This is a genomic window from Hydrocarboniphaga sp. FW305-C-57 (assembly GCF_058783045.1).
The window spans coordinates 342098-367701 of sequence record NZ_JBYSYG010000004.1; the positions used below are offsets into that span (position 1 = coordinate 342098).

At 65.9% G+C, this 25604-nt stretch carries 25 protein-coding genes; 12 read left to right on the forward strand and 13 right to left on the reverse strand.

Going from position 1 to position 25604, the window contains the following annotated elements; translation table 11 throughout:
• Nucleotides 1-6 precede the first annotated feature (6 nt).
• The 6 genes from AC3WUM_RS10965 to AC3WUM_RS10990 all read left to right on the forward strand — a co-directional run bounded on the left by AC3WUM_RS10965 (nucleotide 7) and on the right by AC3WUM_RS10990 (nucleotide 9160).
• Complete coding sequence (locus AC3WUM_RS10965; RefSeq protein ID WP_492410334.1) at nucleotides 7-3267, forward strand: efflux RND transporter permease subunit; 3261 nt, start codon at nucleotides 7-9, stop codon at nucleotides 3265-3267.
• A complete protein-coding gene (locus AC3WUM_RS10970) occupies nucleotides 3264-3893 on the forward strand; it encodes a phosphatase PAP2 family protein (protein WP_492410335.1) in 630 nt (209 codons plus the stop codon). Before AC3WUM_RS10965 ends, AC3WUM_RS10970 begins: the two co-directional genes overlap by 4 nt.
• The gene (locus AC3WUM_RS10975; protein WP_492410336.1) at nucleotides 3890-6955 is read left to right on the forward strand and encodes an efflux RND transporter permease subunit; all 3066 of its coding nucleotides are present in this window, start codon (nucleotides 3890-3892) and stop codon (nucleotides 6953-6955) included. Before AC3WUM_RS10970 ends, AC3WUM_RS10975 begins: the two co-directional genes overlap by 4 nt.
• A gap of 64 nt (nucleotides 6956-7019) precedes the next feature.
• Complete coding sequence (locus AC3WUM_RS10980; protein ID WP_492410337.1) at nucleotides 7020-7358, forward strand: hypothetical protein; 339 nt, start codon at nucleotides 7020-7022, stop codon at nucleotides 7356-7358.
• A 66-nt stretch (nucleotides 7359-7424) separates the two neighbouring features.
• On the forward strand, nucleotides 7425-8891 hold the full coding sequence (locus AC3WUM_RS10985; RefSeq protein WP_492410338.1) for a M20 family peptidase: 1467 nt from the start codon (nucleotides 7425-7427) through the stop codon (nucleotides 8889-8891).
• A complete protein-coding gene (locus AC3WUM_RS10990) occupies nucleotides 8888-9160 on the forward strand; it encodes a DUF167 domain-containing protein (RefSeq protein ID WP_492410339.1) in 273 nt (90 codons plus the stop codon). The genes AC3WUM_RS10985 and AC3WUM_RS10990 overlap by 4 nt, the downstream gene beginning before the upstream one ends.
• On the opposite strand, the gene AC3WUM_RS10995 is transcribed toward AC3WUM_RS10990, so the two are convergent.
• Entirely contained in the window at nucleotides 9157-9936 is a 780-nt protein-coding gene (locus tag AC3WUM_RS10995; RefSeq protein WP_492410340.1) for a thiol:disulfide interchange protein DsbA/DsbL, read from the reverse strand. The genes AC3WUM_RS10990 and AC3WUM_RS10995 overlap by 4 nt on opposite strands.
• A 173-nt stretch (nucleotides 9937-10109) precedes the next feature.
• On the opposite strand from AC3WUM_RS10995, the gene AC3WUM_RS11000 reads away from it, so the two are divergent.
• Complete coding sequence (locus tag AC3WUM_RS11000; protein ID WP_492410341.1) at nucleotides 10110-11927, forward strand: POT-type proton-dependent oligopeptide transporter; 1818 nt, start codon at nucleotides 10110-10112, stop codon at nucleotides 11925-11927.
• 138 nt (nucleotides 11928-12065) lie between these two features.
• On the opposite strand, the gene AC3WUM_RS11005 is transcribed toward AC3WUM_RS11000, so the two are convergent.
• The 3 genes from AC3WUM_RS11005 to AC3WUM_RS11015 form a co-directional block, all read right to left on the reverse strand.
• A complete protein-coding gene (locus tag AC3WUM_RS11005; RefSeq protein WP_492410433.1) occupies nucleotides 12066-13601 on the reverse strand; it encodes a SulP family inorganic anion transporter in 1536 nt (511 codons plus the stop codon).
• Nucleotides 13602-13618: 17 nt separating this feature from the next.
• Entirely contained in the window at nucleotides 13619-14329 is a 711-nt protein-coding gene (locus AC3WUM_RS11010; RefSeq protein ID WP_492410343.1) for a carbonic anhydrase, read from the reverse strand.
• 134 nt (nucleotides 14330-14463) lie between these two features.
• Nucleotides 14464-14829, reverse strand: a complete 366-nt coding sequence (locus AC3WUM_RS11015; protein ID WP_492410345.1) for a hypothetical protein — start codon at nucleotides 14827-14829, stop codon at nucleotides 14464-14466.
• A 238-nt stretch (nucleotides 14830-15067) separates the two neighbouring features.
• Here AC3WUM_RS11015 and ttcA point away from each other — a divergent pair, with 238 nt between their 5' ends.
• Together ttcA and AC3WUM_RS11025 are read left to right on the forward strand one after the other, a co-directional pair.
• Entirely contained in the window at nucleotides 15068-15934 is an 867-nt protein-coding gene (ttcA, locus tag AC3WUM_RS11020) for a tRNA 2-thiocytidine(32) synthetase TtcA (RefSeq protein WP_492410346.1), read from the forward strand.
• On the forward strand, nucleotides 15924-16880 hold the full coding sequence (locus AC3WUM_RS11025; RefSeq protein ID WP_492410347.1) for a TraB/GumN family protein: 957 nt from the start codon (nucleotides 15924-15926) through the stop codon (nucleotides 16878-16880). Before ttcA ends, AC3WUM_RS11025 begins: the two co-directional genes overlap by 11 nt.
• Nucleotides 16881-16899: 19 nt before the next feature.
• Here the strand turns inward: AC3WUM_RS11025 and tatC are convergent, their stop codons facing one another.
• From tatC to dtd, 9 genes are all read right to left on the reverse strand, one after another.
• Nucleotides 16900-17664, reverse strand: a complete 765-nt coding sequence (gene tatC / locus AC3WUM_RS11030; protein WP_492410348.1) for a twin-arginine translocase subunit TatC — start codon at nucleotides 17662-17664, stop codon at nucleotides 16900-16902.
• Between the two features lie 19 nt (nucleotides 17665-17683).
• Nucleotides 17684-18037 carry a Sec-independent protein translocase protein TatB gene (tatB, locus tag AC3WUM_RS11035; protein ID WP_492410349.1) on the reverse strand — a complete coding sequence of 118 codons (354 nt, stop codon included), beginning with the start codon at nucleotides 18035-18037 and terminating at the stop codon, nucleotides 17684-17686.
• A 17-nt stretch (nucleotides 18038-18054) separates the two neighbouring features.
• Complete coding sequence (gene tatA / locus AC3WUM_RS11040; protein WP_492410350.1) at nucleotides 18055-18282, reverse strand: Sec-independent protein translocase subunit TatA; 228 nt, start codon at nucleotides 18280-18282, stop codon at nucleotides 18055-18057.
• A 127-nt stretch (nucleotides 18283-18409) separates the two neighbouring features.
• Nucleotides 18410-18748, reverse strand: coding sequence for a phosphoribosyl-ATP diphosphatase (locus AC3WUM_RS11045; RefSeq protein WP_492410351.1), 339 nt, complete (start codon nucleotides 18746-18748; stop codon nucleotides 18410-18412).
• Between the two features lie 28 nt (nucleotides 18749-18776).
• The gene (hisF, locus tag AC3WUM_RS11050) at nucleotides 18777-19571 is read right to left on the reverse strand and encodes an imidazole glycerol phosphate synthase subunit HisF (protein WP_492410352.1); all 795 of its coding nucleotides are present in this window, start codon (nucleotides 19569-19571) and stop codon (nucleotides 18777-18779) included.
• Between the two features lie 132 nt (nucleotides 19572-19703).
• Nucleotides 19704-20429 carry a 1-(5-phosphoribosyl)-5-[(5-phosphoribosylamino)methylideneamino]imidazole-4-carboxamide isomerase gene (hisA, locus tag AC3WUM_RS11055; RefSeq protein ID WP_492410353.1) on the reverse strand — a complete coding sequence of 242 codons (726 nt, stop codon included), beginning with the start codon at nucleotides 20427-20429 and terminating at the stop codon, nucleotides 19704-19706.
• A gap of 143 nt (nucleotides 20430-20572) precedes the next feature.
• The gene (gene hisH, locus AC3WUM_RS11060; RefSeq protein ID WP_492410355.1) at nucleotides 20573-21214 is read right to left on the reverse strand and encodes an imidazole glycerol phosphate synthase subunit HisH; all 642 of its coding nucleotides are present in this window, start codon (nucleotides 21212-21214) and stop codon (nucleotides 20573-20575) included.
• Nucleotides 21215-21254: 40 nt separating this feature from the next.
• Nucleotides 21255-21848 (reverse strand): imidazoleglycerol-phosphate dehydratase HisB, encoded by a 594-nt coding sequence (hisB, locus tag AC3WUM_RS11065; RefSeq protein WP_492410357.1) that lies wholly within the window; start codon nucleotides 21846-21848, stop codon nucleotides 21255-21257.
• A 116-nt stretch (nucleotides 21849-21964) separates the two neighbouring features.
• Nucleotides 21965-22402: a D-aminoacyl-tRNA deacylase gene (gene dtd / locus AC3WUM_RS11070; protein ID WP_492410358.1), complete on the reverse strand. Its 438-nt coding sequence runs from the start codon at nucleotides 22400-22402 to the stop codon at nucleotides 21965-21967.
• Between the two features lie 122 nt (nucleotides 22403-22524).
• Here dtd and AC3WUM_RS11075 point away from each other — a divergent pair, with 122 nt between their 5' ends.
• The 3 genes from AC3WUM_RS11075 to AC3WUM_RS11085 all read left to right on the forward strand — a co-directional run bounded on the left by AC3WUM_RS11075 (nucleotide 22525) and on the right by AC3WUM_RS11085 (nucleotide 25535).
• Nucleotides 22525-23406 carry a lysophospholipid acyltransferase family protein gene (locus tag AC3WUM_RS11075; RefSeq protein ID WP_492410359.1) on the forward strand — a complete coding sequence of 294 codons (882 nt, stop codon included), beginning with the start codon at nucleotides 22525-22527 and terminating at the stop codon, nucleotides 23404-23406.
• Nucleotides 23407-23641: 235 nt separating this feature from the next.
• On the forward strand, nucleotides 23642-23980 hold the full coding sequence (gene glnK, locus AC3WUM_RS11080) for a P-II family nitrogen regulator (protein ID WP_007184577.1): 339 nt from the start codon (nucleotides 23642-23644) through the stop codon (nucleotides 23978-23980).
• Between the two features lie 19 nt (nucleotides 23981-23999).
• A complete protein-coding gene (locus AC3WUM_RS11085; protein ID WP_492410361.1) occupies nucleotides 24000-25535 on the forward strand; it encodes an ammonium transporter in 1536 nt (511 codons plus the stop codon).
• Nucleotides 25536-25604: the final 69 nt, after the last annotated feature.

Here is a 25604-nt window from a genome sequence, read left to right on the forward strand (position 1 = left end):
ACGCCCATGCTCGGCTTCGTTACGCGGCGCCCGGTCGCCGTGGTCATGTTCACGCTCGCGGTGCTGCTGTTCGGCCTGGTCTCGCTGAGCCGGCTGCCGGTCACGCTGCTGCCCGATCTGTCGTATCCGACCTTGACCGTGCGCACCGAACTCGAGGGCGCCGCGCCGACCGAGATCGAGACGCTGCTGTCCAAGCCGATCGAGGAAGCCGTCGGCGTGATCAAGAACGTGCGCCGCGTGACCTCGGTATCGCGCGCGGGCACCTCCGACGTGACGCTCGAATTCAACTGGGGCACCGAGATGGATTACGCGGTGCTCGACGTGCGCGAGAAGCTCGACACGCTCGAACTGCCGAAGGAGTCCAAGCGCCCGATCGTGCTGCGCTTCGATCCGTCGTCCGATCCGGTGCTCAAGCTCGGGCTCGCGCTCAAGGGCGATGCGGCCGCCAAGCCCGACGAGGCCAGCCTCAAGCGCCTGCGCCGCGTCGCCGAGGACCTCGTGCAGAAGCCGCTCGAAGCGGTCACCGGCGTCGCCGCCGTGAAGATCTCGGGCGGCCTCGAGGACGAGGTGCAGGTGCTCGTCGACCTGAACAAGCTCGCGCAGCAGAACCTCACGCTCGAGTCGGTCGGCGCGCGCCTGACCGCCGAGAACGTGAACCTCTCGGGTGGCCGCGTCGAGCAGGGCGCGAGCCGCTATCTCGTGCGCACGCTCAACCAGTTCCGCGACCTGCAGCAGATACGCGACGTGATCCTGCAGACGCGCTCGGGCGCAAATGGCTCGGGGGCCGGCGGCGATAACCGCCCGGTCTATCTGAAGGACGTCGCCGAAGTGCGCAGCGGCTACAAGGAGCGCGAGGCGGTGATCCGAATCGGCGGCAACGAGGCCGTCGAAATCGCGATCTACAAGGAAGGCGACGGCAATACCGTCGAAACCGCCAAGACCGTGCACAAGCGCCTCGAGACGCTCGCCAAGTCGCTGCCCGGCGACATGGAGCTCAAGCCGCTCTACGACCAGAGCGTGTTCATCGAAAGCGCGATCGACGAGGTGATGGAAGCCGCGATCATCGGCGGCATCCTCGCCGTGCTGATCGTCTATCTGTTCCTCGGCAGCGCCTGGATCACGGCGGTCATTTCGATCTCGATTCCGGTTTCGGTGATCGCCACCTTCAACGTCATGTACGGCGCCGGGCTCACGCTCAACATCATGTCGCTCGGCGGCATCGCGCTCGCGATCGGGCTCGTCGTCGACGATGCGATCGTGGTGCTCGAGAACATCATGCGCAAGCGCGAGGATGGCCTTGCGCCGGCCGAAGCCGCGGTCGCGGGTGCATCGGAAGTGGCCGCCGCGGTCGTCGCCTCCACGCTGACGACGGTCGCGGTGTTCTTTCCGATGGTGTTCGTGCAGGGCATCGCCGGCCAGCTGTTCTCCGACCAGGCGCTGGTCGTCACCGGCGCGCTGATCTTCTCGCTGATCGTCTCGTTCACGCTGATCCCGATGCTCGCCGCGCGCGGCAGGCACAAGACGCCGCCGCCGGAGGCCGCGCCGGTCCGTCGCGAAGGCAATGCGATCCAGCGCGGCCTGTCGGCGACGCGCCATGGCGTGTTCGAGCAGGCGCCGGTCGGCATGCTGTGGCTGTTCGTGCAGCTGTTCCGCGGCATCGGCCACGCGCTTGGCTTCGTGTTCCGGCCGTTGTCGAAGCTCTTCCAGGCCTTCTTCGATCGCTGCGAATCCGGCTACGAACGCCTGCTGGTCTGGGCGCTGTCGCATCGCGCGCTCGTGCTCGGCGTCGCGTTCGCGATGTTCGCGGCGAGCCTGTGGCTGCTCACGCGCATCGGTGTCGAACTGATTCCGCCGTTCAACCAGGGCGAGCTGCATGCCGAGATCGAGCTGCCGCCCGGCACGCCGCTCGCTCGCACCGACAGCGTGCTGCGCGATCTGTCGCGCGGCATCGATGGCGACGACGCGCTCGCGGCTGTGTTCTCGGTCGCCGGACAAGGCAACCGGCTCGATGTCTCGGCCGACGAAGGCGGCGAGAACAACGGCGTGCTCAACCTGGGCCTGAAGGCCGGCCGCTACGGCGACGAGGCGCGCATCATCGAAGCGCTCAAGGCGCCGCTCGAAAGCGTGCCGGGCCTCACGTATCGCTACACGCGTCCGACGCTGTTCACGCTCAAGGCCCCGCTCGAAGTCGAGATCTCGGGCTACGATCTCGACACGCTCGCGCGCACTTCCGAATCGATCCGCCAGCAGATGCGTGCAAGCGGACGCTTCACCGAAATCGAAACCACGCAGGCGCCCGGCCATCCGGAGATCCAGATCCTGTTCGACCAGGAGCGCGCGGCCGCGCTCGGGCTCGATACGGCCGATCTCGCGAATCGCGTCGTCAACTCGGTGCAGGGCGAGGTGGCGACGCGCTACCGGCTCAACGATCGCGAGATCGACGTGCTCGTGCGTGGCTCGGAGCGCGACCGCGCGAGCGTCGAGGACGTGCGCCGTCTCATCATCAACCCGGATTCGGCACGCCCGGTCACGCTCGAAGCGGTCGCCACCGTGCAGCTGCGCAGCGGGCCTTCGGAGATCCGGCGCATCAGCCAGTCGCGCGTCGTCGTGATCTCGGCGCAGCTCGCGCACGGCGACCTGGCCGACGCGGTCGCCGAACTCGATCGCATCGTCGCGCAGACGCCGATGTCGCAGAGCACGAGCGCGAACGTCACCGGCCAGAGCGAGGAAATGGAAGTCTCGTTCCGTTCGCTGCAGTTCGCGCTCGCGCTTGCGGTGTTCCTGGTCTATCTCGTGATGGCCTCGCAGTTCGAATCGCTCGTGCATCCGTTCGTCATCCTGTTCACGATTCCGCTCGCCGCGATCGGGGCCATCGTCGCGCTCTACGTGACGGGTTCGATCATCAACGTGGTCGCGCTGATCGGCATGATCATCCTGGCCGGCATCGTGGTGAAGAACGGCATCGTGCTGATCGACCTCGTCAACCGAAAACGCGACGAAGGCCATGCGCGCGCCGAAGCGATCCTGATCGGTGGACGCACGCGCCTGCGCCCGATCATGATGACCACGGCCACGGCTGTGCTCGGCCTGCTGCCGATCGCGATCGGCATGGGCGCGGGCGGCGAAATGCAGAAGCCGATGGCGATCACCGTGATCGGCGGGCTCACGGTCTCGACCTTGCTGACGCTCGTGGTGATTCCGGTGCTCTACACGCTGCTCGATCGCAGGCCCGATGTGAATGCGAAGCCTGAAGGTGAGCGCGCATGAGCTTGCGCAATAGCTTCATTGCCCTGAGCGCCGTTTTCAGCGCGGTGCTCGTCTGCACACTCTGGCTCGATCGTCCGTTCGCCTTGTTCCTGTCGGAACATGCGTCGGTGCTGGTTCCGATCGCTCGCGCATTCACCGATGCGATCACCTGGCTCGTGATGCCCTGGTTGCCGAAATGGGTGCATCCGCTCGCGCTGATCGTCGCCGGTGGCGTGCTGACCGCGTTCACGGGCCGCGCCTGGTTGCGACCGTTCGCGATCACCGCCGTGGTGCTGTTCGCAACGCGCATCAGCGTGACCTGGCTCAAGGGCGTGTTCGAGCGCGTGCGGCCGTTCGAGTACCTGGCCGACCCACGGCTCGTTGATTTCTTCGTCGCCGGTCACGACTCGTTTCCGTCGGGACACACGGCGGTGTACATGGGCCTGCTGATTCCGCCGGCCCTGATGTTCGCGCGCTGGCGCTGGCCTTTGATCGCGCTCGCGAGCCTGCTCGCGTTCGCGCGCGTGATCGAAGGCGATCACTACCTCGGTGACGTGACCGGCTCTGCATTCATCGCGCTGGCCTTCGCTGTGGCCGTGACGTCTCTCGTCTCCCGTTTTCCGTCTCCCGGCATTTCGAAGTCATGAACCTCACCGCGCTCTCGCTCAAGCGCCCGGTCACGGTGGCGATGTTCTTCGTCTGCGTGACCCTGATCGGGCTCATCGCGGGGCAACGGCTGCCGCTCGAATCGTTGCCCGACATCGAGTTCCCGTTCATGGTCGTCAACGTGCCGTACCGCAACTCGACGCCCGAGGAAGTCGAGCGCCGCATCACGCGGCCGGTCGAGGAAGCGATCGCGACCTTGCCAGGGCTCAAGCGCATCGAATCGAAATCGCGCGACGACGGCGTCGAGATCGAACTGCAGCTCGACTGGGGGAGCGATCTGGCCGTCAAGGGCGTCGAGGCGCGCGACAAGATCGACGCGATCCGCGACAAGCTGCCCGACGACGTGCAGCGCGTGCAGGTCTTCAAGTTCTCGGGTTCGGACCAGCCGATGCTGCAGCTGCGCATCTCGGCCGACCGCGATCTGTCGGGCGCCTACGAAATGCTCGATCGCAATCTCAAGCGCCGGCTCGAACGCATCGCCGGTGTCTCGAAGGTCGAGCTCTACGGCGTCGAGGAGAAGCAGGTCCGTATCATGCTCGCGGCCGATCGCATCGCGAGCCACGGCATCGACATCGGCAAACTCGGTGCGCAGCTGCAGAAAGCCAACTTCGCGCTCTCGGCCGGCCAGCTTACCGATGGCAAGCTGCGCTACACCGTGCGCCCCGAGGGCGAGCTCACCACGCTCGACGCGGTGCGCAATGTCGTCATCGATGCGAGCGGCCTGCGGCTCGGCGACGTCGCCGACGTGCAGTACACCGATCCGGAGCTGACCTACGGGCGCCATCTGAACCGCAAGTTCGCGATCGGCGTCAACGTGTTCAAGGAAACCGGGGCGAACCTCGTCGACGTCGGAGAGCGGGCGAAGGCCGAGGTCGAGCTCGTCAAGGAACTGCCCGAGATGAAGGGCATTCGCCTGTTCCTGATGCAGGACCAGGCGCAGGAAGTGAAGCAGTCGCTCGCCGATCTGCTCGAAGCCGGCGCGATCGGTGCGGTGCTGTCGGTGCTCGTGCTCTGGCTGTTCCTGCGCGACATCCGCATGACGCTGATCGTCACGCTGTCGGTGCCGCTGTCGCTGTGCATGACGCTCGCGGCGATGTATTTCCTCGGCCTCACGCTCAACATCCTCACGCTCATGGGTCTCATGCTCGCAGTCGGCATGCTCGTCGACAACGCGGTGGTGGTGACCGAAAGCATCTTTACCGAGCGTCTGAAAACCAGTGATCCGGTCGAAGCCACGCTGTCCGGCGTACGCAAGGTCGGCATGGCGGTGGTCGCCGGCACGCTGACGACCGCGATCGTGTTCCTGCCGAACGTGTTCGGCGCGCAGAACGAACTGACCGTGTTCATGAGCCAGGTCGCGTTCACGATCACGATCGCGCTGGCCGCCTCGCTGCTCGTGGCGGTGACGCTGATTCCGCAGCTGACCACGCGCATGGTCTCGGGCGACGCGAGCGGCGGTGCGCGCTTCCTGGTTCGGTTGTCGGCGTTCTACGCGAGGACGCTGGCCTGGACCCTGCGCCACCGCGGCTGGACCTCGCTGATGATCATCGTGCTGCTCGCATCGGTGATCGTGCCGCTCAAGTTCGTCAAGACCGACATGTTCCCGGCCGAGGACGGCACGCGCCTGCTCATGCAGTACAACCTCAACGGCGTCTATCGCGTCGACAAGGTCGAGGAGGCGGTCAGCACGATCGAGAACTACCTGTTCGCGAACCAGGCCTCGCTCGGCTTCGAATCGGTCTACAGCTACTTCGATGTCAGCAGCGCGCAAACCGTGCTGATCATGCCCGAGAAGAAGCTGCGCAAGCGCAGCAACGCCTCGGTGATGGAGGAGATCCGCGCGCAGATGCCGAAGCTCGCGATCGGCAGCGTGAGCTTCGAGCAGAATCGTTCCGGTACCGCCGACAAGCTCGGCGTGCGCGTGTTTGGCGAATCGGCCGAGCATCTGCGCGAGGTGGCCGACGAGGTCGTGCGCACGCTGCGCCTCGTCAAGGGGCTCACCGACGTGCGCGTGATCGCCGAGGCCGAAGACCAGGAAGTGCGCATCCGCATCGATCGCGAACGCGCGCGCCAGAACGGCCTGTCGAGCCAGCAGGTCGCCGATGCGGTGGCCGCGGCGATGCGCGGAACCGAGCTGCGGCCGTTCCGCACGCCGACCGGCGAGGTCGACATGATCGTCGAGTTCCGCAAGCAGGATCGCGCGGATTTCGAGGCGATATTGTCGATGCCGATCCTGCGGCCGGACGGGCAGCGCATCACGCTCGGCTCGGTGGCCCAGGTCGATGTCGGCAACACGCCCGGCAACATCACGCGCGAGAATCGAATGGCCTCGCTGAAGGTGCAGTTCGGCACCGCCGAAGGCGTGACCTCCGAAGACGCCAAGAAGTCGGTCGAGAATGTGCTCAACGACCTGCAGTTCCCACCGGGCTACAGCTGGGGCTACAGCCAGGCCTTCGACGACGAGGCGCAGAACATGCAGGGCATGCTCGTGAACATGCTGCTCGCGATGGCGCTGATCTACCTCGTCATGGCGGCGCTGTTCGAATCGACGCTAGAGCCGAGCGCGATCATCACCGGCATCTTCTTCTCGTTCGTCGGCGTGTTCTGGTTCTTCATGCTCACCGCGACGACGATGTCGTTCATGGGCATGATCGGCCTGCTGATCCTGATGGGCGTGGTCGTCAACAACGGCATCGTGCTGATCGACCACGTGCACCAGCTACGCGCATCGGGAATGTCGCGCGAGGAGGCGGTGATCCAGGGGTCGCGCGATCGTCTGCGGCCGATCCTCATGACCGTGGCCACGGCCACGCTCGGCATGGTGCCGCTCGCGCTCGGCGAAACCTCGGTCGGCGGCAACGGGCCGCCGTACTATCCGATGGCGCGCGCGATCATCGGCGGGCTCACGTTCTCAACCGTCGTGAGCCTCGGCGTGCTGCCGAGCATCTACTGCATGCTCGACGACCTGCGCATCTGGGGTTCGCGCATCGTCGCAAGGGCGCGGGGGCAGGCGCTGTCGCCACGCGGCGTTCAGTTACCCTGAGCCAGGCTCGTGGGCATTCCGGCCGCAACCGACAACGAAAAATCATCGACAGGAGAAAGGCATCATGGCAAACGATCTGCAGGTGCGTGACGAAGGCAGCATCTTCTGGGGCTCATTCTGGATGCTCGTGCTGTCGGTGCTGCTGTTCTGGTTGCCGGGTCTCGGCAGCCTGATCGCCGGCGTGGTCGGCGGCAAGATCGCGGGCGGCGTCGGCCGGGCGTTCATCGCGTCGATCATTCCGAGCATCGCGCTCGGCGCGATACTCGGTTTTCTGATCAAGGCGCTCACGGGTGTCGCCTGGGTGGCCTGGATCGCGGGCTTCGGCATTTTCGCGGTCGCGGTCGGTGGCGCGGCGGCGATGGTGCTCGGCGCGCTGATCGGAGGCCTGCTCGCCGTCAAGTGAGGTGCTGCCGCGGTCGTTCGCGAGCGATTCGAGTTAGTGTTGCGCACCTTCCAAACGCCTTCCTTCATGCTCAAGAAGCTTCTGCTCGCGCTGGTGCTGATCACGCTGGTCGGCGTGGTCGGCTACGCCGCGTATCGCGCGCTGCTGCTGCAGTCGCAATCGCATGAGGTTCCCACGGTCGCGCTCGTGCGCGTCGATGCGGCTGCCGCGGCCGACGGATTGTCGCAGGCGATCGGCGTGCCGACGGTCTCGAATGCCGACACGGCCAAGATCGATGCCGGCGCTTTCCGCTACTTCCATCGCTTCCTGCAGGCTCGCTTCGCGCGCACGCATCAGGCGCTGAGCGTCGAGACCGTCAACGACTTCGGCCTGCTCTACACCTGGAAGGGTTCGCAGCCCGAACTGCCGCCGGTGTTGCTGGCGGCGCACTTCGATGTGGTTCCCGCGCCGCCCGAGGGCTGGACGCACCCGCCGTTCGACGGCGTGATCGCCGACGGTTTCGTCTGGGGGCGCGGCGCGCTCGACGACAAGAACAGCGTGATGGCGATCATGGAAGCCGTGGAAGCGCTGATCCAGCTCGGCTACCAGCCCAGGCGCAGCCTGCTGCTCGCATTCGGGCACGACGAGGAAGTCGGTGGCGAGCGCGGCGCCAAGGCGATCGCGGCCAGGCTCGCGGAGCGCGGCATCAAGGCCTCGTACACGCTCGACGAGGGCGGTGCGGTGACGCGCGGCGTGGTCGCCGGCGTGCGGCGTCCGGTGGCGTCGCTGATGGCCGGCGAGAAAGGCTACCTGTCGGTGAAGCTCAAGCTGACGGGCGATGGCGGCCATTCGTCGACGCCGCCGCGGCACACGGTGATCGGCCGGCTCGCGGCGGCGATTGCGAAGCTCGAGGATGAGCCGATGCCGGCGCGGCTGATCGAGCCCGTCGACGCCCTGCTCGGCGAGATCGCGCCCGAAATGGATTGGCCCACGCGCATCGTCGTCGCCAATCGCGACTGGCTGTCGCCGGTGCTGTTCGCCGCGCTCGCGCGTTCGCGCACGACCAATGCACTGATCCGCACGACCACGGCGCCGACCGTGTTCAAGGCCGGCGAAGCGGACAACGTGCTGCCGACCGAAGGCGAGGCGGTCGTCAATTTCCGTCTGCTGCCGGGCGACGGCATCGACACCGTGCTCGCGCACGTGCGCGAGCTCATCGACGACGAAGACATCGTCGTCGAAGCGATGGACGGTTTCGGCAGCGAGGCGCCCCCCGCATCGGACGTGCATGCGCCACAGTACAAGCTCATCGCGCGGTCGATACGCGAGGTGTTTCCGGAAGCCATCGTCGCGAGCGGCATCGTGCTTGGCGCGACCGACAACCGCCACTACGCGAGCGTGCGCGAGCAGGGCTACAACTTCTCGCCGATGCCGTACACCAACGAGGATGCGGGCCGCATCCATGGCGTCGACGAGCGCATCGCGGTGGCCGATTACGAGCGCATGATCCAGTTCTATGCGCAGCTGCTGCGCAACAGCCTCGGCGACGAATGAGCGCGGCGCGCCTGCGTCTGCGCGTGAGCCCCAAGGCCTCTTCGAATCGCCTCGTCGGCTGGCATGGCGAGGCGCTCAAGCTGCGTGTGACGGCCGCGCCCGAACGCGGCAAGGCCAACGATGCGGTGATCGCCCTGCTCGCCGAGGCGCTTGAACTCCCGCGTCAGGCGATCACGCTCGTGCACGGCGAGACCGCGCAGGACAAGATCGTCGAGATCGCGGCGCTCGACGAAGACGAAATCAGGCGCCGCATCGACTCGCGGATCTAGTTCGAGCGTTCTTTCTGGATCAGCTGGTCGCTGATGCGCAGCATGTCGTCCCAGCTGTCGCCCTTCACGAGATAGCGTCCGTTGACGACGAGCGAGGGCGTCGAGCGCACCTGGCTCTTCATCGCAAACGCCCGTGCGCGGCCGATCTTGGCATTGACCGCGAAGCCGTCCATGAGCTGCAGGAATTCGTCCTGCTTGACGCCATAGAACTTCGAGTAGAACTCGGCGATCCGCGCCTGATCGGGCGGCTGGCCTTCGCCGGGCAGCGTGTGCAGCTGGTGGATCGCGTCGTAGACCGCTTCGTGCGCCTGGTCGGCGACGCCGAGCGCTTCGGCCGCGTAATAGGCGCGCGCGTACTGCACGAAGTCCGGGCGGAAATCGAGCGGCGCATAGACCACGTGCACGTCCGCGCCGAGCTTTTTCTTCCATTCCGAGAACCGCGGGTTGAACGCGTTGCAGGCCGGGCAGGCGTAGTTGAAGAACTCCACGAGTTCGACCTTGCCGGCGGGCGTGTCGAACGGGCTGCCGTCGCCGATGAGCAGGTAGTCGCGGCCGGCGACGAGCCCCGCGGTCAGCAGTGGAGCGGCGTCGTTGCCGCTGCCGGCTCCGGCCTGCGCCGCTGCGGGCGATGACTCGGTGGCGGCCTCTGCCGGCTTTTCGGCGGCCTTGTCGGCGGGGGATTCCGCCGCGGGTGCCGAAGCCGTGGGCGGCTCGGGCGATTTGGAACAGGCTGCGAGCGCGAACAAGGCCAGGGCGACGAGATGACGCGGTTTCATCGAAGACTCCAGTGGTGCGGGCGAGCGTAGGACCCGTGATCGGGGTGAAGGTTACGACAAGCCGCGCTGGGGGATTCCCCCACGCGACCGCGCAGGGCATTGGCTAGACTTCGGCCGGGCCGCAGTCGATGCGGCCTTCTCGTTTGCATCACGTTCGATCCTCAGGACTCTCGATGACCAGCCCCGCCGCAGCGGCGCCCGTGCGCACCGACAAGATGCCCGCCGGCATTCCCTTCATCATCGCCAACGAATTCGCCGAGCGCTTCTGCTTCTACGGCGTCAACGCGATTCTCGTGCAGTACATGATCCAGTTCCTGCACTTCGGCGACGCCAAGGCGCAGACCTGGCAGGCGCTGTTCAAGGCCGGCGCCTACTTCTTCCCGCTGCTCGGCGCCGTCGTCTCGGACGTCTTTCTCGCCAAGTTCCGCACCATCATCAGCTTCTCGATCGTCTACGTGATCGGCTGCTTCATGATCGCGTTCTCGACCGGCGAAGCCAGCATGGTGCTCGGCATGCTGCTGATGGCCTTCGGCACCGGCGGCATCAAGCCCTGCGTGTCGACCAACGTGGGCGACCAGTTCACGAGCGCCAACGCGCATTTGATCGAGCGCGCGTTCTCGTACTTCTATCTCGCGATCAACATCGGCTCGGCGTTCTCGATCTACTTCTGCCCGGTGCTGCTGGCCGATCCCGAATACGGTCCGCGCTACGCCTTCGGCATGCCCGGCGTGATGATGGCCTTCGCCACCCTGGTGTTCTGGCTCGGGCGCTCGAAGTTCGCGGTGGTGCCCGCGGCGATGAGCAGGCCGGGTCTGGCGCTGCCGGGCTTCCTGCTGGTGTTCTTCGCGGTGCTCGCGTTCACGGTGTTCGTTTTCACGGCGAGCGGCAACAACATCCTGCTCGCCACTTTCACGCTGCTCGGCACGCTCGCCGTGGTGGCGGCGCTGTTCCTCAAGACCGGGCTGCGCCATGTGCTGCCGCCCGAGCTGCGCGCCTGGCTCGAGCGCTCGCTGACCGGCGAGGGCCTGCGCATCGTCGGCAAGCTGGCGCTGCTGTACCTGTTCGTCGCCTTCTTCTGGTCGCTGTGGGACCAGAGCAACGGCAACAGCTGGACCGTGCAGGCGCAGTCCGCGCTCATGGACAAGCATCTGTTCGGCTTTCTCGGCGGCGTCGCGGGCTTCGAGAAGCTCGCCGCCTACGAGATGCTGCCGAGCCAGGTGCAGGTGGTGAACGGCATCTTCATCGTCCTGCTGGTTCCGGTCTTCACGTTCGGCATCTATCCGCTGATCGGCCGGTTCTGGGCGGTGACGCCGCTGCGCAAGATCGGCATCGGCCTGTTCGTGACCGCGAGTTCGTTCCTGATCGTGGCGTCGATCGAGCAGCGCATCCAGGGCGGCGAGATGGTGAGCATGTGGTGGCAGATCGCCGCCTACTCGGTGCTCACCGCGGGCGAGGTGCTGGTCTCGATCACCGCGCTCGAATACAGCTACAAGCAGGCCCCGCTGTACATGAAGAGCTTCATCATGAGCCTGTTCCTGCTGTCGACGAGCGTGGGCAACGCGTTCACGGCCGCGGTGAACTCGCTGATGATCGAGCCGCTGCAGGCCAGCGAGATCAGCACCGGCGAGCAGACCTGGGTCAGCCTCGCGAACGCTTCCGAGTTCGTCACCGGACAGAAGATCGATTTCGCGGGAGACAACGGCATCACGGTCGGCCAAGGCGAGGGCAACAGCGGGCCGCTCGCCGGCACCTTCCTGGTCGCCGAAGTCGATGCGGGCGGCGGCCGCGTGCGGCTCATGGACAAGGTCAGCCGCCAGAGCGTCGCCAGCAGCGGCCGCTACGTTGCGAGCGCTTCGGAGGTGTCGACGTATTCGCTCGTCGGTCCGGTGTACTTCCTGTTCTTCGCCGCGCTGATGGGCGCGGTGGCCGTGCTGTTCGTCTTCTTCGCAATGTGGTTCAAGGAGCAGACCTACGTGCGCGAAGACGCCTGAGCCCTCCGCAGCAGGCCGGGTCGGCGGCGTGACCGTGCAGCTTCCGCCACCATTCGGTCGGCCTCCAAAGAAAAGCCCGGCCTTCTTTCGAAGGCCGGGCTTTTTACTGCGTGAGCGCTACGAAGCCGCTGGCGATCTTCAGGTCGTGGTCAGTCCTTGAACCCGCCCCCGCTTACTGCCCGCTTCGCTGAGGGCCTCGAGGGCCTGCCAGTCGACCACCAGCTTGCAGCCGCGCGCATGCGCGGTACGGCTCCAGTCCTGCAGCAGCACCAGGCAGGCATGATCGATCATGCGCAGCTTCTCCATGTCGACCGTCACCGTGGTGCCGTCCGGAACGCTGTCGAGCACTTCGGACAGGCGCGGCACGTTCAGGAAGGTGGCCGAGCCGGTCAGGCGCAGCGTCGCGGTCTTGGTGGCTTCGTCCTTCTTGAGACCCACGTGCAGGTAGGCCGCACGCAGGGCCATGAACAGCAGCGACAGCGCGATACCGGCGGCCACGCCCATGAGCAGGTCGGTGGCGACGATCATCAGCGCGGTGGCGAGGAAAACCGCCAGCGTGCCCTTGCCGAAGTGCGCGAGTTCCCTGAGCTGCTTCGGGTTGATCATCTTGAAGCCCGTGAACACCAGGATGCCCGCGAGCGCCGCGATCGGCGCCATGCGCAGCAGCCAGGGCAGCAGCACGACGAAGCCGAGCAGCCAGGTGCCGTGCAGGATCGTCGACAGCCGCGAAGTGGCACCGGCCTGTACGTTGGCCGCGCTGCGCACGATCACGCCGGTCATCGGCAGTGCGCCCGCGAAGCCGCAGAGCATGTTGCCGATGCCCTGGGCGCAGAGCTCGCGGTCGTACTTGGTGCGCGGACCCGTGTGCATGCTGTCCACCGCCGCCGCCGACAGCAGCGTTTCGGCGCTCGCGATGAAGGCGAAGGCGAGCGCGATGCCGAGCAGCGTCGGGTCGAGCAGCATCGCCAAGCCCGAGGAGCCGACGAACTCGATCGAGCCGAACAGGTTTTCGGGCAGGTTCACGCGCGCCACGTCGAGCTGAGCGACCTGGGCGATGACGGTCGCCAGGATGATCGCGAGCAGCGCGCCCGGAACGAGCTTGAGCTTGGCCGGCTTGAACTTCTCCCAGCCGATCATCACCGCGATCACGCCGAGGCCCAGCAGCCCGGCCTCGAGGCCTTCCTTGCTCGTGACGACATCCCAGATGCGTCCCGGCAGGGCACCGAAGTTCTGCAGGCCGCCCGCGAGCGGCTTGGCGTCGACCATCACGTGCAGCTGCGAGGCGATGATCAGGATGCCGATTCCCGCGAGCATGCCGTGAATGACCGCCGGAGCGACCATGCGGAACCACAGGCCCACCTTGAACAGGCCCGCGGCGAGCTGCATGGCACCGGCCAGCAGCACCACCGGCCCGAGCGCGACCAGACCGTGGTCACGCACGAGCTCGAACACCAGCACCGCCAGACCCGCCGCCGGGCCGCTGACGAGCAGCGGCGAACCGGCGAATGCTCCGACGACGATGCCTCCGATGACGCCGGTGATGAGGCCGGCCGCAGGTGGAACGCCGGATGCGATGGCGATGCCCATGCACAGCGGCAGCGCCACCAGGAACACGACGATCGAGGAGAGGATATTGGGCGCGATCTGCCCAGGGGCGAGCATGCTCGCCTTCATCGTGGTCGGAGCCTGGCTCACAGGTGGTCTCCGGCGGCGGCGCCGTTGGCGCCCAGACGGGACGGCGGCGTGGCGTGCGGCATCGACGCGAGGTCATCGATGTCGCGCAGCGAATCCTCCAGCGGCACGAAGCGGCCGAGCTTGGAGCTGTAGGCCTTGATCGAGCCGGCTTCGATGTCGAAGATCCAGCCGTGGATCTGCAGCTGGCCGGCCATCAGCTTGGCGGCGACCGACGGATGCGTACGCAGGTGGTCGAGCTGGGCGACCACGTTTTCCTCGGTGATCTTGGCCAGGTGCTCGGCCGGATCGTGGAAGGTGTAGTTGGCGTCGACGACCACCTTGGCGATGTGCGAATGGCGCAGCCAGGCGCTGACGGCCTGCAGTGAGGCGACCATCGACGGGTTTTGCGTGGCCTTCATCGCGCCGCAGTCGGAGTGACCGCAGACGACGATGTTCTGAACCTTTAGCGCGGCGACCGCGTACTCGATGGCGGCCGACACGCCGCCCGTGAACTGGGCGTATGGCGGCACGATGTTGCCGACGTTGCGGCAGACGAAGATGTCGCCCGGCTCGGACGAGGTGAACAGCTCCGGCGCGACGCGGGAGTCGGCGCAGGTAATGAACATCGTGTGCGGGGTCTGTCCGCTGGCGAGCTTTTCGAAAAGCTCGCGCTTCTCGGGGAAGGCAATGCGGCGGAATTGTTCGAAACCTTTGATGAGGCGTTCCATGGAGTTCTCTCTGAAGTCTGATTCTGGAAGGAGTCGCGCGCGGGGACAGCGGTGCTGCCGCCAGAAAACGCGGGACTCGAAAACAGGGGATGCAAGCGACGCCGGTGGCCGTTGAACGGGCCGGCGCGGCAGACTCAGCAGAGAATCGGAGGCCGGTGCAGGAAGTTGTCGACCCGTATCGGCGAGCCCGATAGCGAGGCGAACGATGAAACGGGATGCGGCAGCCAAGGCAGCATCAGATCGTGACCGACGTGCTCGCCGTGATCGTCGAACGTCAGGTCATCGGAAAGCGGATCGGTTTCGGGGTCGGGCAGGTCACCGTCGACCTCGTCGTCGACCATGCTGGCCACAGCGAGCAGATAGGCCGGGCTGCTGGTGTCGCTCGAAGGGTCGACGCTGGTGATCGTGAGGTTCGTCATCGAGGCGAGCCAGAGCGACGCCAGCAGCACGAGGCCGCAGCAGCGAAACACCAGTCGGAGATCGAAAATCGACGAACGCATCGGATGACTTAAGCGTGACTCTCTTGGTGAATTTTTTCGAAACTGAGTGGCATGGACCAGCGACTGACCGAAAAATTCCCGGACCGTCGCTTGACGACGCTACTTATGAGAACAGCTTTGGGGCCCGTTTGTCACGGCTCTAACCCAAAATAATCAAGCAAGAAGCGTTCTTGCGGACCTGGGCGATGGACTTACACTAGGCACTCACCAGCCGCTTTCAAGTCTTCAATACCTCGCCGTGATCGAAACCCCCGTCGTTTTCACCCCGAGCGCAGCGCGTGTCGAACGCGCGCGGCTGGAGTCCAACAAGCTCGCCAAGCGGCTGCGTCGCAACGTCGGCCAGGCGATCCAGGACTACAACATGATCGTCGACGGCGATCGTGTGATGGTCTGCCTGTCGGGCGGCAAGGACAGCTACACCATGCTCGACATGCTGCTGCAACTGCAGCAGAAAGCGCCGGTGCGTTTCGAGATCACGGCGGTCAATCTCGACCAGAAGCAACCCGATTTTCCCGAACATGTATTACCGGAATATCTCGCCTCGCGCGGCGTGGCCTTCCACATCCTCGAGCAGGACACCTATTCGGTGGTCAAGCGCGTGGTGCCCGAGGGCAAGACCCTGTGCTCGCTGTGCTCGCGCCTGCGCCGCGGGGCGCTCTACACCTATGCGCAGGAGCAGGGCTACACCAAGATCGCGCTCGGCCATCATCGCGACGACATCCTCGCCACCTTCTTCCTGAACCTGTTCTTCGGCGGCAGCCTCAAGGCGATGCCGCCGAAGCTGCTGTCCGACGACGGCCGCAACGTGGTGATTCGCCCGCTCGCCTATTGCCGCGAGTCCGATATCGCCGCGTACGCGACCGAGCGCCAGTTCCCGATCATCCCGTGCAATCTCTGCGGCTCGCAGGAGCACCTGCAGCGCAAGCAGGTGCGCCGCATGATGGACGCCTGGGAGGCCGAGCATCCGGGGCGCTCGGAGACCATCTTCAAGGCCTTGTCGAACGTCGCGCCGTCCCAACTCGCGGATCGCACGCTGTTCGATTTCGCCACCCTCGGCGGCGACCGGGCGATGCCGGCCCGCTGGCTCATGCCCGATGCCGAATAGAGCCGCGTCGCGGTTCGCGTCGCACGGGGTCATCGCTCTGTTCTGGAGCGCCATCGCTTTATTTTGTGGCGCCGCGGGGGCGCTGACGTCTCCGCTGCCGCCGCCGGCCGAGCCGGCCCCGTTCTCGTGGATCGTCGAGTCCGCCCCGGACGGCAAGCCGGTGCGGCACTACCTGATCGGCTCGGTGCACGTGCTGCCCGAATCGGCGTATCCGCTGCCGAAAGGGCTCGAACAGGCCTACGCGAACGCAGAGGGCCTGGTGCTCGAAACTGACCCGGCGGTGCTCCAGGAGGCGGATTTCCAGAGGCGCATGCTCGATGCGGCGCGCGCTCCGGGCGGGCTCAAGTCGACCATCCCGCCCGAGCTCTACGCCCAGCTGCGCCAGCGCGCGCGGGCCGCCGGGCTGCCGATGACGCTGTGCGACCCGTTCAAGGCCTGGTTCTGCGCGTTGTCGCTCGAGCTGTTCTCGCTGCAGAGCCAGGGCGTCAGCGGCGACTTCGGCCTCGACCGGCATTTCTACGAGCGCTCGGTCAGCGACGATCGCCCGGTGCGCTGGCTCGAATCGCCCGAATCGCAGCTGAGCCTGTTCACGCAGATGAGCGGTCCGCTGAGCACCCAGTTCCTGGCCTCGACCGTCGACGAGCTCGGCGCGGCTGATCGCAGTACCACCTACCTGATCAGCCAGTGGCAGAACGACAATCGGGCCGGCATGGAGCAGGTCGTGATCGAGATGAAGCGCGACTATCCGATGACCTACGAGCACCTGCTCGGCGAACGCAACCGCGCCTGGCTCGCGCCGCTCGAAGTCCTGCTGCGCGAGCCGCAGACCCAGCTCATCGTGGTCGGCTCGGCGCATCTGGTCGGTCCCGAGGGAGTGCCGAGCTTGCTGCAGGCGCGGGGCTGGAAGATCAAGGCGCTCGCGGCCGAAGCCGCGGCGGGACGCTGAACCGCCGAAAAGGCCGCTGCTAGACCAGGTCGGTCGATTCGCTGGCGTCGTCGTCACGCTTCGGGGCGAGCCACGAGGCCGCAACGATGCCGACTTCGTAGAGCAGGTACGCCGGAATCGCGAGCAGCAGCTGCGAGAGCACGTCGGGCGGCGTCAGCACGGCGGCGACCACGAAGGCGCCGACGAGCACGTACTGGCGCTGGGCGCGCAGCTGCTTGGGCGTGACGAAGCCGGTCAGCACGAGCAGCACGATCGCCACCGGCGTTTCGAACGCGATGCCGAAGGCCAGGAACAGCGACAGCACGAAATCGAGGTACTTGTTGATGTCGGTCATCACCGACACGCCCTCGGGCGCGACGCCGACCATGAAGTGGAACACCGCCGGCAGCACCAGGAAGTACGCGAAGCCGATGCCCGCGTAGAACAGCAGGGTGCTCGAGGCCAGCAGCGGAACCACCAGCCGCTGCTCGTTCTTGTAGAGGCCCGGCGCGACGAAGGCCCAGACCTGGTACAGCGTCCACGGCATCGACACCGCCGCCGCCAGAATGCCGGCGAGCTTCATCGGCGCGAAGAAGGGCGAGGCGACTTCGGTGGCGATCATCGTCGCCCCGGCCGGCAGCAGCGAGAGCAGCGGCTGCGCGAGCAGCGCGTAGATTTCCTTGCCGAAATAGGCCAGCGGCGCGAACACCACGATGATGCCGAGAATGATGCGGATGAAGCGTGCGCGCAGCTCGAGCAGATGGCCGATCAGCGGCAGCTCGTTTTCGGTGGAGGCGTCGGCCATCGTCGTCGGTCAGCGGGCTTTAGCTTTTGGGCTTGTCGTCGCTGGCGGGCGCAGCGGGTTCGGAGGAGAGCTCGGGCTTGTGCTCGGGCTCCGGCGAGAGGTTCTTGCGCACGTCGTCGGTGGTCGCGCGGATCGAGCGCTCCACCTCGTCGCGGTTTTCGCGGATCGTGCGCTGGGCGTCCTCGAACTGTTTCTTGATCTCGGCGACGTTGGTTTCGCGCTCGAGCTCGGCGGTCAGGTTGCGCATGTACGACTTGGCCTGGCCGCTCCAGCGGCCGAGCGTGCGCGCAACCTTGGGCAGGCGCTCGGGGCCGAGCACCACCAGCGCGACGACGAAGCAGAGCGCGAGCTCCGAGAAGCTGATATCGAACAAGGCGGCGGCCCGTCAGCTCAGACCTTGGACTTTTCCTGCTCCGGGCTCTTGCTGCTCTCTCGATGCTGGTCGATCAGCTCGGCGGAGTGCTTGTCGGCCTCGGCCTCGCCATCCTTCATCGCGCCCTTGAAGTTCTTGATCGCGCCGCCGAGGTCGCCGCCGAGATTGCGCAGCTTCTTGGTGCCGAACACGAGCACCACGATGGCCAGCACGATGAGCCAGTGCCAGATGCTGAATGAACCCATGATGCGTCTCCTGATCCTGATGGTATGAGGCCGCTTACGGCCTCCTGACTCCGCAATTCTGCCTGCAATCGTCGCCGGCAGCTTGTTTGGCAGTGCAGCGCTAAAGTGAGTCCAAACTTTAGTCCGTCTAGCTCTTGGGCCGCGAGGCTTTCTCGTCGAGCCCGGAACGGCCGGCGCGCCGGGCGAGTTCGTCGGCGATCTGCTGCGGGGCCACGCCACGCTCGGCCATCAGCACGAAGCAGTGAAACCACAGGTCGGCGAGCTCATAGACCAGCTTGGACGGGTCTTCGTTCTTCGCCGCGATGATGGTTTCGGCAGCTTCTTCGCCGACTTTCTTGAGAATGACGTCGAGCCCCTTGGCGTACAGCGAGGCCGCGTACGAGGAGCCCGGGTCGGCCGATCTGCGCGACAGCAGCGTGGCGTAGAGCTCGTCGAGCACCGCGCCGAGGTCGGCCTGGGTCGTCATCGCGAAGTCTAGTGATCTTCTGCGACGGTCAGATGACCGCGCTGCGGATTTCGCCCTGGCGTACACGCACGCCGCGGCTCGCGAGATAGGTCTTGGCGTCGTTCACCGAGTAGGTGCCCGAGTGGAAGATGCTCGCGGCGAGCACCGCGTCGGCGCCGCCCTGCGAGAAGCCTTCGTAGAGGTGCTCGAGGTTGCCGACGCCGCCCGAGGCGATCACCGGCACGGTCACGATCTTGCTGATCTCGTGCAGCACTTCGAGGTCGTAACCTTCCTTGGTGCCGTCGCGGTCCATGCTCGTCACGAGCAGTTCGCCGGCGCCCTTGTCGACCATCTTCGCGGCCCATTCGATCGCGTCGAGTCCGGTGGCCTTGCGGCCGCCGTGGGTGAAGATTTCCCAGCGCGGCGGTTCCTTCTTCTTGCTTACGCGCTTGCAGTCGATGGCGACGACGATGCACTGCACGCCGTAGCGCTCGGCCGCTTCGGTGACGAAGTCGGGCTTCTGCACGGCCGCGGTGTTGATCGAGACCTTGTCCGCGCCGGCCTTGAGCAGGGCGCGAACGTCGGCGCTCGTGCGCACGCCGCCGCCGACGGTCAGCGGAATGTAGATCTCGCGCGCGACCGCCTCGACGGTTGCGAACAGCGTGGGCCGGTCTTCGGCGCTCGCGGTGATGTCGAGGAAGACGAGTTCATCGGCACCCTGGACGTCGTAGCGGCGGGCGACCTCGACCGGATCGCCGGCATCGCGGATCTCGGCGAACTTGACGCCCTTGACCACGCGGCCGCGGTCGATGTCCAGACAGGGAATGATGCGTTTGGCGAGCATGTCTTACAGCGGGGAGACGGGGAACGGGAGACGAGAGACGTAAAAGCAGGTTCGGTTATGCAAACGCTGCTCGAAGTTTCCGAGCGTGCCGCGTTCGTCTGCCGTCTCCCGTTCCCCGTCTCCCGGCATTTTTCAGGATTTGGCGATCTTCACGGCATCCGCGAGCGAGAAGCCGCCTTCGTAGAGCGCCCGGCCGATCACCGCGCCGACCACGCCATCGCCCTCGATTTCCTTGAGCTTGCGGATGTCGTCGAGCGTGGACACGCCACCGCTCGCGAACACCGGCGTCTTCACGGCCTGCGCGAGCGTGCGCGTGGATTCGACGTTGAAGCCGGCCATCATGCCGTCGCGGCTGATGTCGGTGTAGACGATCGCTTCGACGCCGTCGCGCTCGCAGTGCTGCGCGGCTTCGATGGCGTCGAAATGCGTGACCTTGGCCCAGCCGTTGAGGGCGAGGCGGCCGTCCTTGGCGTCGAGGCTCACGATGATGTGGCGCGGATATTCCAGGCAGACGTCGCGCAGGAAGTGCGGCGTGTTGATGGCCTTGGTGCCGATGATCACGTAGGCCGCACCGGCGTTGAGATAACGCTGGATCGTGTCTTCGTCGCGAATGCCGCCGCCGATCTGCACCGGCACGTCGACCGCGCTGGCGATCGCCTCGACCACCTTGAGGTTGACCGGCTGGCCCTTGACGGCGCCATCGAGGTCCACCACGTGGATGCGCTCGGCACCTTCGTCGGCCCAGCGTTGGGCGACGCTCACGGGGTCTTCGGAAAAGATGGTGACGTCATCCATGCGGCCCTGGCGAAGTCGCACGCAATGGCCGTTCTTGAGATCGATGGCGGGTATCAACAGCATGGGAGGAGGGCAGCGGCCGGAAGGCGAGGAAGCGGATCAGCGCGACGGATCGCGACAGATGGCGGAGTTGGAAGTTCCAAGGGTGATGGCTCGACTCTGCCGTATCCGTGCGGCGCTTGGCAAGCCATCTACGGAGCGGCGGTTTAGACCTCTCCGTTCCATTCGGTGAAATTTGCCAGCAGCCGGAGTCCGGCGTTCTGGCTCTTCTCCGGGTGGAATTGGAAAGCGGCCAGATTGTCGCGCGCGATGGCGGCCGCGAACGGCCTCACGTAGTCGGAAACGCCGAGCGTGTGCTCGGGGTTGGTCGGCTCAGCGTGATAGCTGTGCACGAAGTAGAACCAGCTGTCGTCGGCGATGCCTCTCCACAGCGGATGCGGCCTGGACTGGCGCACGCGGTTCCAGCCCATGTGCGGCACCTTGAGGCGCTCGGCCGCATCGGCCGGCGGATCGGGGAAGCGCACGACCTTGCCCGGGAACAGGCCCAGTGCGTCGACGCCGCCGTTCTCGTTCGAATGCTCGAGCATCACCTGCATGCCGAGGCAGATGCCGAGCATCGGCACCTTCTTGCTCGCCTCGATCACCAGATCGTTGAGCTCCAGGCGGCGCAGCTCGTTCATGCAGCAGAGCACGCCGCCGACGCCCGGCAGCACCAGCCGGTCGCACTTGAGCAGTTTCTCGGGATCGTAGGAAATCTCGATGCGCTGGTTGTCGGCGACGCGTTCGAGCGACTTGCCCAGCGAATGCAGATTGCCCATCCCGTAATCGATGACGCCAATACTGGCCATGCGCGGCTCGAAGAAACGAAGGGAGAATTTAGGGGAAGTTTTAGAGGCTGCCTTTGGTCGATGGCATGGCGTCCGCGGCGCGCGGGTCCATTTCCACCGCCGCGCGCAGGGCGCGGCCAAAGGCCTTGAAGCAGGTCTCGGCGACATGGTGCGCGTTGACGCCGCGCAGCGAGTCGATGTGCAGCGTGATCCTGGCGTGGTTGACCAGGCCGTGGAAGAACTCGCTGAGCAGATCGACATCGAAGCTGCCGATCATCGAGCGCGGAAACTCCACGTTGTAGCTCAGGCCCGGACGGCCCGACAGGTCGACGACCACGCGCGCGAGCGCCTCGTCGAGCGGAACGTAGGCGTGGCCGTAGCGGCGCACGCCGCGCTTGTCGCCGAGTGCCTTGTCGAGCGCCTGGCCGAGCGTGATGCCGACGTCTTCGACCGTGTGGTGCGCATCGATGTGCAGATCGCCGACCGCCTTGATGCTCAGGTCGATGAGCCCGTGGCGGGCGACCTGGTCGAGCATGTGGTCGAAGAACGGAACGCCGGTGTCGAGTTCCGAGCGGCCGGTGCCGTCGAGATTGATCGACACCTGGATCTGCGTCTCGCGGGTGTCGCGGCTGATGCTGGCGGTGCGGGCTGGCATTCCCAACGGCTGTCCGATGACGAGCGGGTACGAAAAGGGCGCACAGGATACTCCGCGCCGGGCTTAACTCAAACGTCGGCCGTTTTCATGCCCGGGTTCTCACTTTCGGGTGCCGCTCAGGTTTCGAGCCAGAACGTCACCGGCCCATCGTTGGTCAGGCTCACCTGCATGTTGGCCCCGAAGCGGCCGGTGGCGACCACCGGATGCGCCCGCCGCGCGAGATCGACGAGATGCTCGAACAGCTCGCGTGCGCGGCCCGGTTCGGCGGCGGTGCTGAAGCCCGGGCGCGTACCCTTGCCGGTATCGGCCGCGAGCGTGAACTGCGAAACCAGCAGCAGCCCGCCGCCGATGTCCTTGAGCGAGCGGTTCATGCGGCCTTGGTCGTCGGTGAAGACGCGATAGCCGAGCAGGCGCTCCAGCAGCCGGGCGGCGCGTGCTTCGTCGTCATGACGCTGCACGCCGACGAGCACCAGCAGGCCGGCGCCGATCTCGCCGGTGGTCTCGCCATCGACGACGACGCGCGCCGAACTCACGCGCTGCAACAGGCCGATCATGTTCCGAAGGATTCCTTAGTTAGTGGAGGGGCGGCAGCGGCGAGCGGGTGCGCGAACTTTGCGAACAGCGGCATGGCGAAGCTGTCAGCGACAACTCGAGAACTGGCACTAGAATGGCGGCAATGTCCTCTATTCTGCGCGCCCTTTTCATCCTCCTGGGCCATCTGCCCTTGCCTCTGCTGCACGGGCTCGGCGTGCTGCTCGGACGGCTGGCCTGGTTCGTCCCGAACGATCTCAAGCGCGTGACGCTGCTGCACCTGGATCTGTGCCTGGCCGAACTGCCCGCGGGCGACCGGGAGACCATCGCCAAGACCAGCCTGATCCACATGGCCAAGGCCGTGGTCGAAGCGCCGGCGATCTGGTTCGGCCCGAAGGCGCGGCTGCTGTCCTGGCTCGACGATGCCGATGCGCGCCGGCAGCTGCTGGCGATCCTGGCCGACAACAAGGGCGCGATCATCCTGTGCCCGCACATCGGCAGCTGGGAGCTCGCGGGCATGTTCTGCGCTTCGGTCGGGCGCATCACCTCGCTGTACAAGCCGCAGGGTGGCTCGGTCGACCCGGTGATCTTCGAAGGCCGCTCGCGCCTCGGGGCCCAGCTCGTGCCGACCACCGGCAGCGGCGTGAAGTCGCTGCTGCAGGCGCTGCGCGCCGGGCAGATGGTGGGCATCCTGCCGGACCAGGATCCGCCCTGGGGCGCCGGCGCGTTCGCCCCGCTGTTCGGCCTGCCCGCACATACGCCCGAGCTGGTGACGCGGCTGGCCTCGCGCACCGGCGCGCCGGTGTGGTTCTGCTATGCCGAGCGGCTCGGCCGCGGCAGCGGCTACCGTTTTCACATGACGCCGGCCCCGAGCCAGGTCGACGACCCGGTGCGCGGCGTCGCGGCGCTCAATCAGGGCATCGAATCGGTGCTGACCCACCTGCCCGAACAATATTGGTGGAGCTACAAGCGCTACCGCCGCCAGCCGGCCGGATCCAAGAATCCGTACGAGCGTCTCAAGCGCTGATTTCTCCTGCATTGCGCATTGGGGCGCCCGCTTCTGGGTGCCAAACGCCCCGCTTCGGGGCTTGATGTGTGAATCTGGTGCGCAATGCACCAACTGTTTGCAATCGGTCCGCAATGACGGTTTCATTCCATTGGCATATTCCATGCTTTAGAGCATTGCCGCAGGCTTGGGAGCTAGGGGCCTCCGGTGTGTGCCTTCACACCAAAAATCGCAGCTTGTTCAAGGAGTTCAGTCAATGAAATTAATTGCTGCCATCATCAAGCCTTTCAAGCTGGATGAGGTGCGGGAAGCGCTGTCGGAAATCGGCGTCGCCGGCATCACCGTGACCGAAGTCAAAGGTTTCGGCCGCCAGAAGGGTCATACCGAGCTCTATCGCGGAGCAGAGTACGTGGTCGATTTCCTGCCCAAGGTCAAGATCGAAGTCGCGGTTGACGACGACAAGACCGACGCGGCGATCGACGCCATCAGCAAGGCCGCCCACACCGGAAAGATCGGTGACGGCAAGGTCTTCGTCTTTGGTCTCGAGCAGGCGGTGCGCATCCGCACCGGCGAGACCGGAAAAGACGCGCTCTAAACTTCATCATCCAGGGGAGATGTCCAACATGATTCGTAAATTTGTACTGGCCTTGATGCTGGCCGCGTCCTGCGGTTCGGCCACGGTCTGGGCCCAGGACGAAGCACCCGCCGCCGCTGCCGAGGCGCCCGCCGCCGAAGCCGCGCCGGCCACCGAAGCTGCTCCCGCCGAAGCTGCCGCGCCGGTCGAAGCCGCCGCCGAAGCTCCGGCCGAAGAAACCAAGCCCACCGCCCCCACCTTCAACGAAGGCAATGTGGCCTGGATGTTGACCTCCACCGCGTTCGTGCTGCTGATGTCGCTGCCGGGCCTGGCCCTGTTCTACGGCGGCATGGTGCGCAGCAAGAACATGCTGTCGACCATGACGCAGACCTTCGCGATCTTCTGCCTGATCGGCGTGCTCTGGGTGGTCTACGGCTACTCGGTCGCCTTCTCGGGCAGCGCCCCGTTCTTCGGCACGCTCGACAAGATGTTCCTCAAGGGCGTGGTTTACGACGCCAACGGCTTCTTCACGACGACCGCCACCTTCTCCAAGGGCGTGGTGCTGCCGGAGCTGCTGTTCGCGGTGTTCCAGATGACCTTCGCCTGCATCACCGTGGCCCTCATCGCCGGCGCCTACGCCGAGCGCATGAAGTTCAAGGCCGTGCTGATCTTCTCGGTGGTCTGGTTCACGCTGTCCTACCTGCCGATGGCCCACATGGTCTGGTGGTGGGCGGGCCCGGATTCCTATACGGATCTGGCCAAGGTCGATGAACTCAACGCCACCGCCGGTTACCTCTGGCAGCTCGGCGCGCTCGACTTCGCGGGCGGCACCGTGGTGCACATCAATGCCGGCGTGGCCGGTCTGGTCGCCGCGATCATCCTCGGCAAGCGTTCGGGCTACGGCAAGGTGCCGATGGCGCCGCACAGCCTGGTCATGAGCATGATCGGTGCCTCGTTGCTGTGGTTCGGCTGGTTCGGCTTTAACGCCGGCTCCAACCTCGAAGCCAACGGTTACGCGGTTCTGGCCTTCGCCAACACGGCCTTCGCGACCGCCGCTGCCGGTATCGCCTGGTTCTTCGCCGAGTGGATCTTCAAGGGCAAGCCCTCGCTGCTGGGCATCATCTCGGGCGCCATCGCCGGCCTCGTCGGCATCACCCCGGCCTGCGGTTTCGTCGGCGTGAACGGCGCGCTGGTCATCGGCCTGCTCTGCGGCGTGGTCTGCTTCTTCGCGGTGGCCTACCTCAAGAAGTGGCTCGGCTATGACGACGCGCTCGACGCCTTCGGCGTTCACGCGGTCGGCGGCATCATCGGCGCCGTGCTCACGGGCGTGTACGTCGACCCGGCCAAGGGCGGCGTCGGCGTGTACAACAACTGGGTCGAACTGGTCGCCGGCTACTCCTCCAGCCAGATCCTGATCCAGATCAAGGCCGTGCTGGTCGCCATCGTGCTCTCCGCGGTGGTCTCGGCCGTCACCCTGCTGCTGCTCAAGTTCACCATCGGCATCCGCGCCAGCGAAGAAGCCGAGAGCGAGGGTCTGGACGTCGCCGAACACGGCGAGAAGGCCTACAACCCGTAAGGGCGGATCGCGGTCCGCGGTTGTCGCGGACCGTACCGAGCTTATTGTCGTAGCCGGGGCGGATCGCAA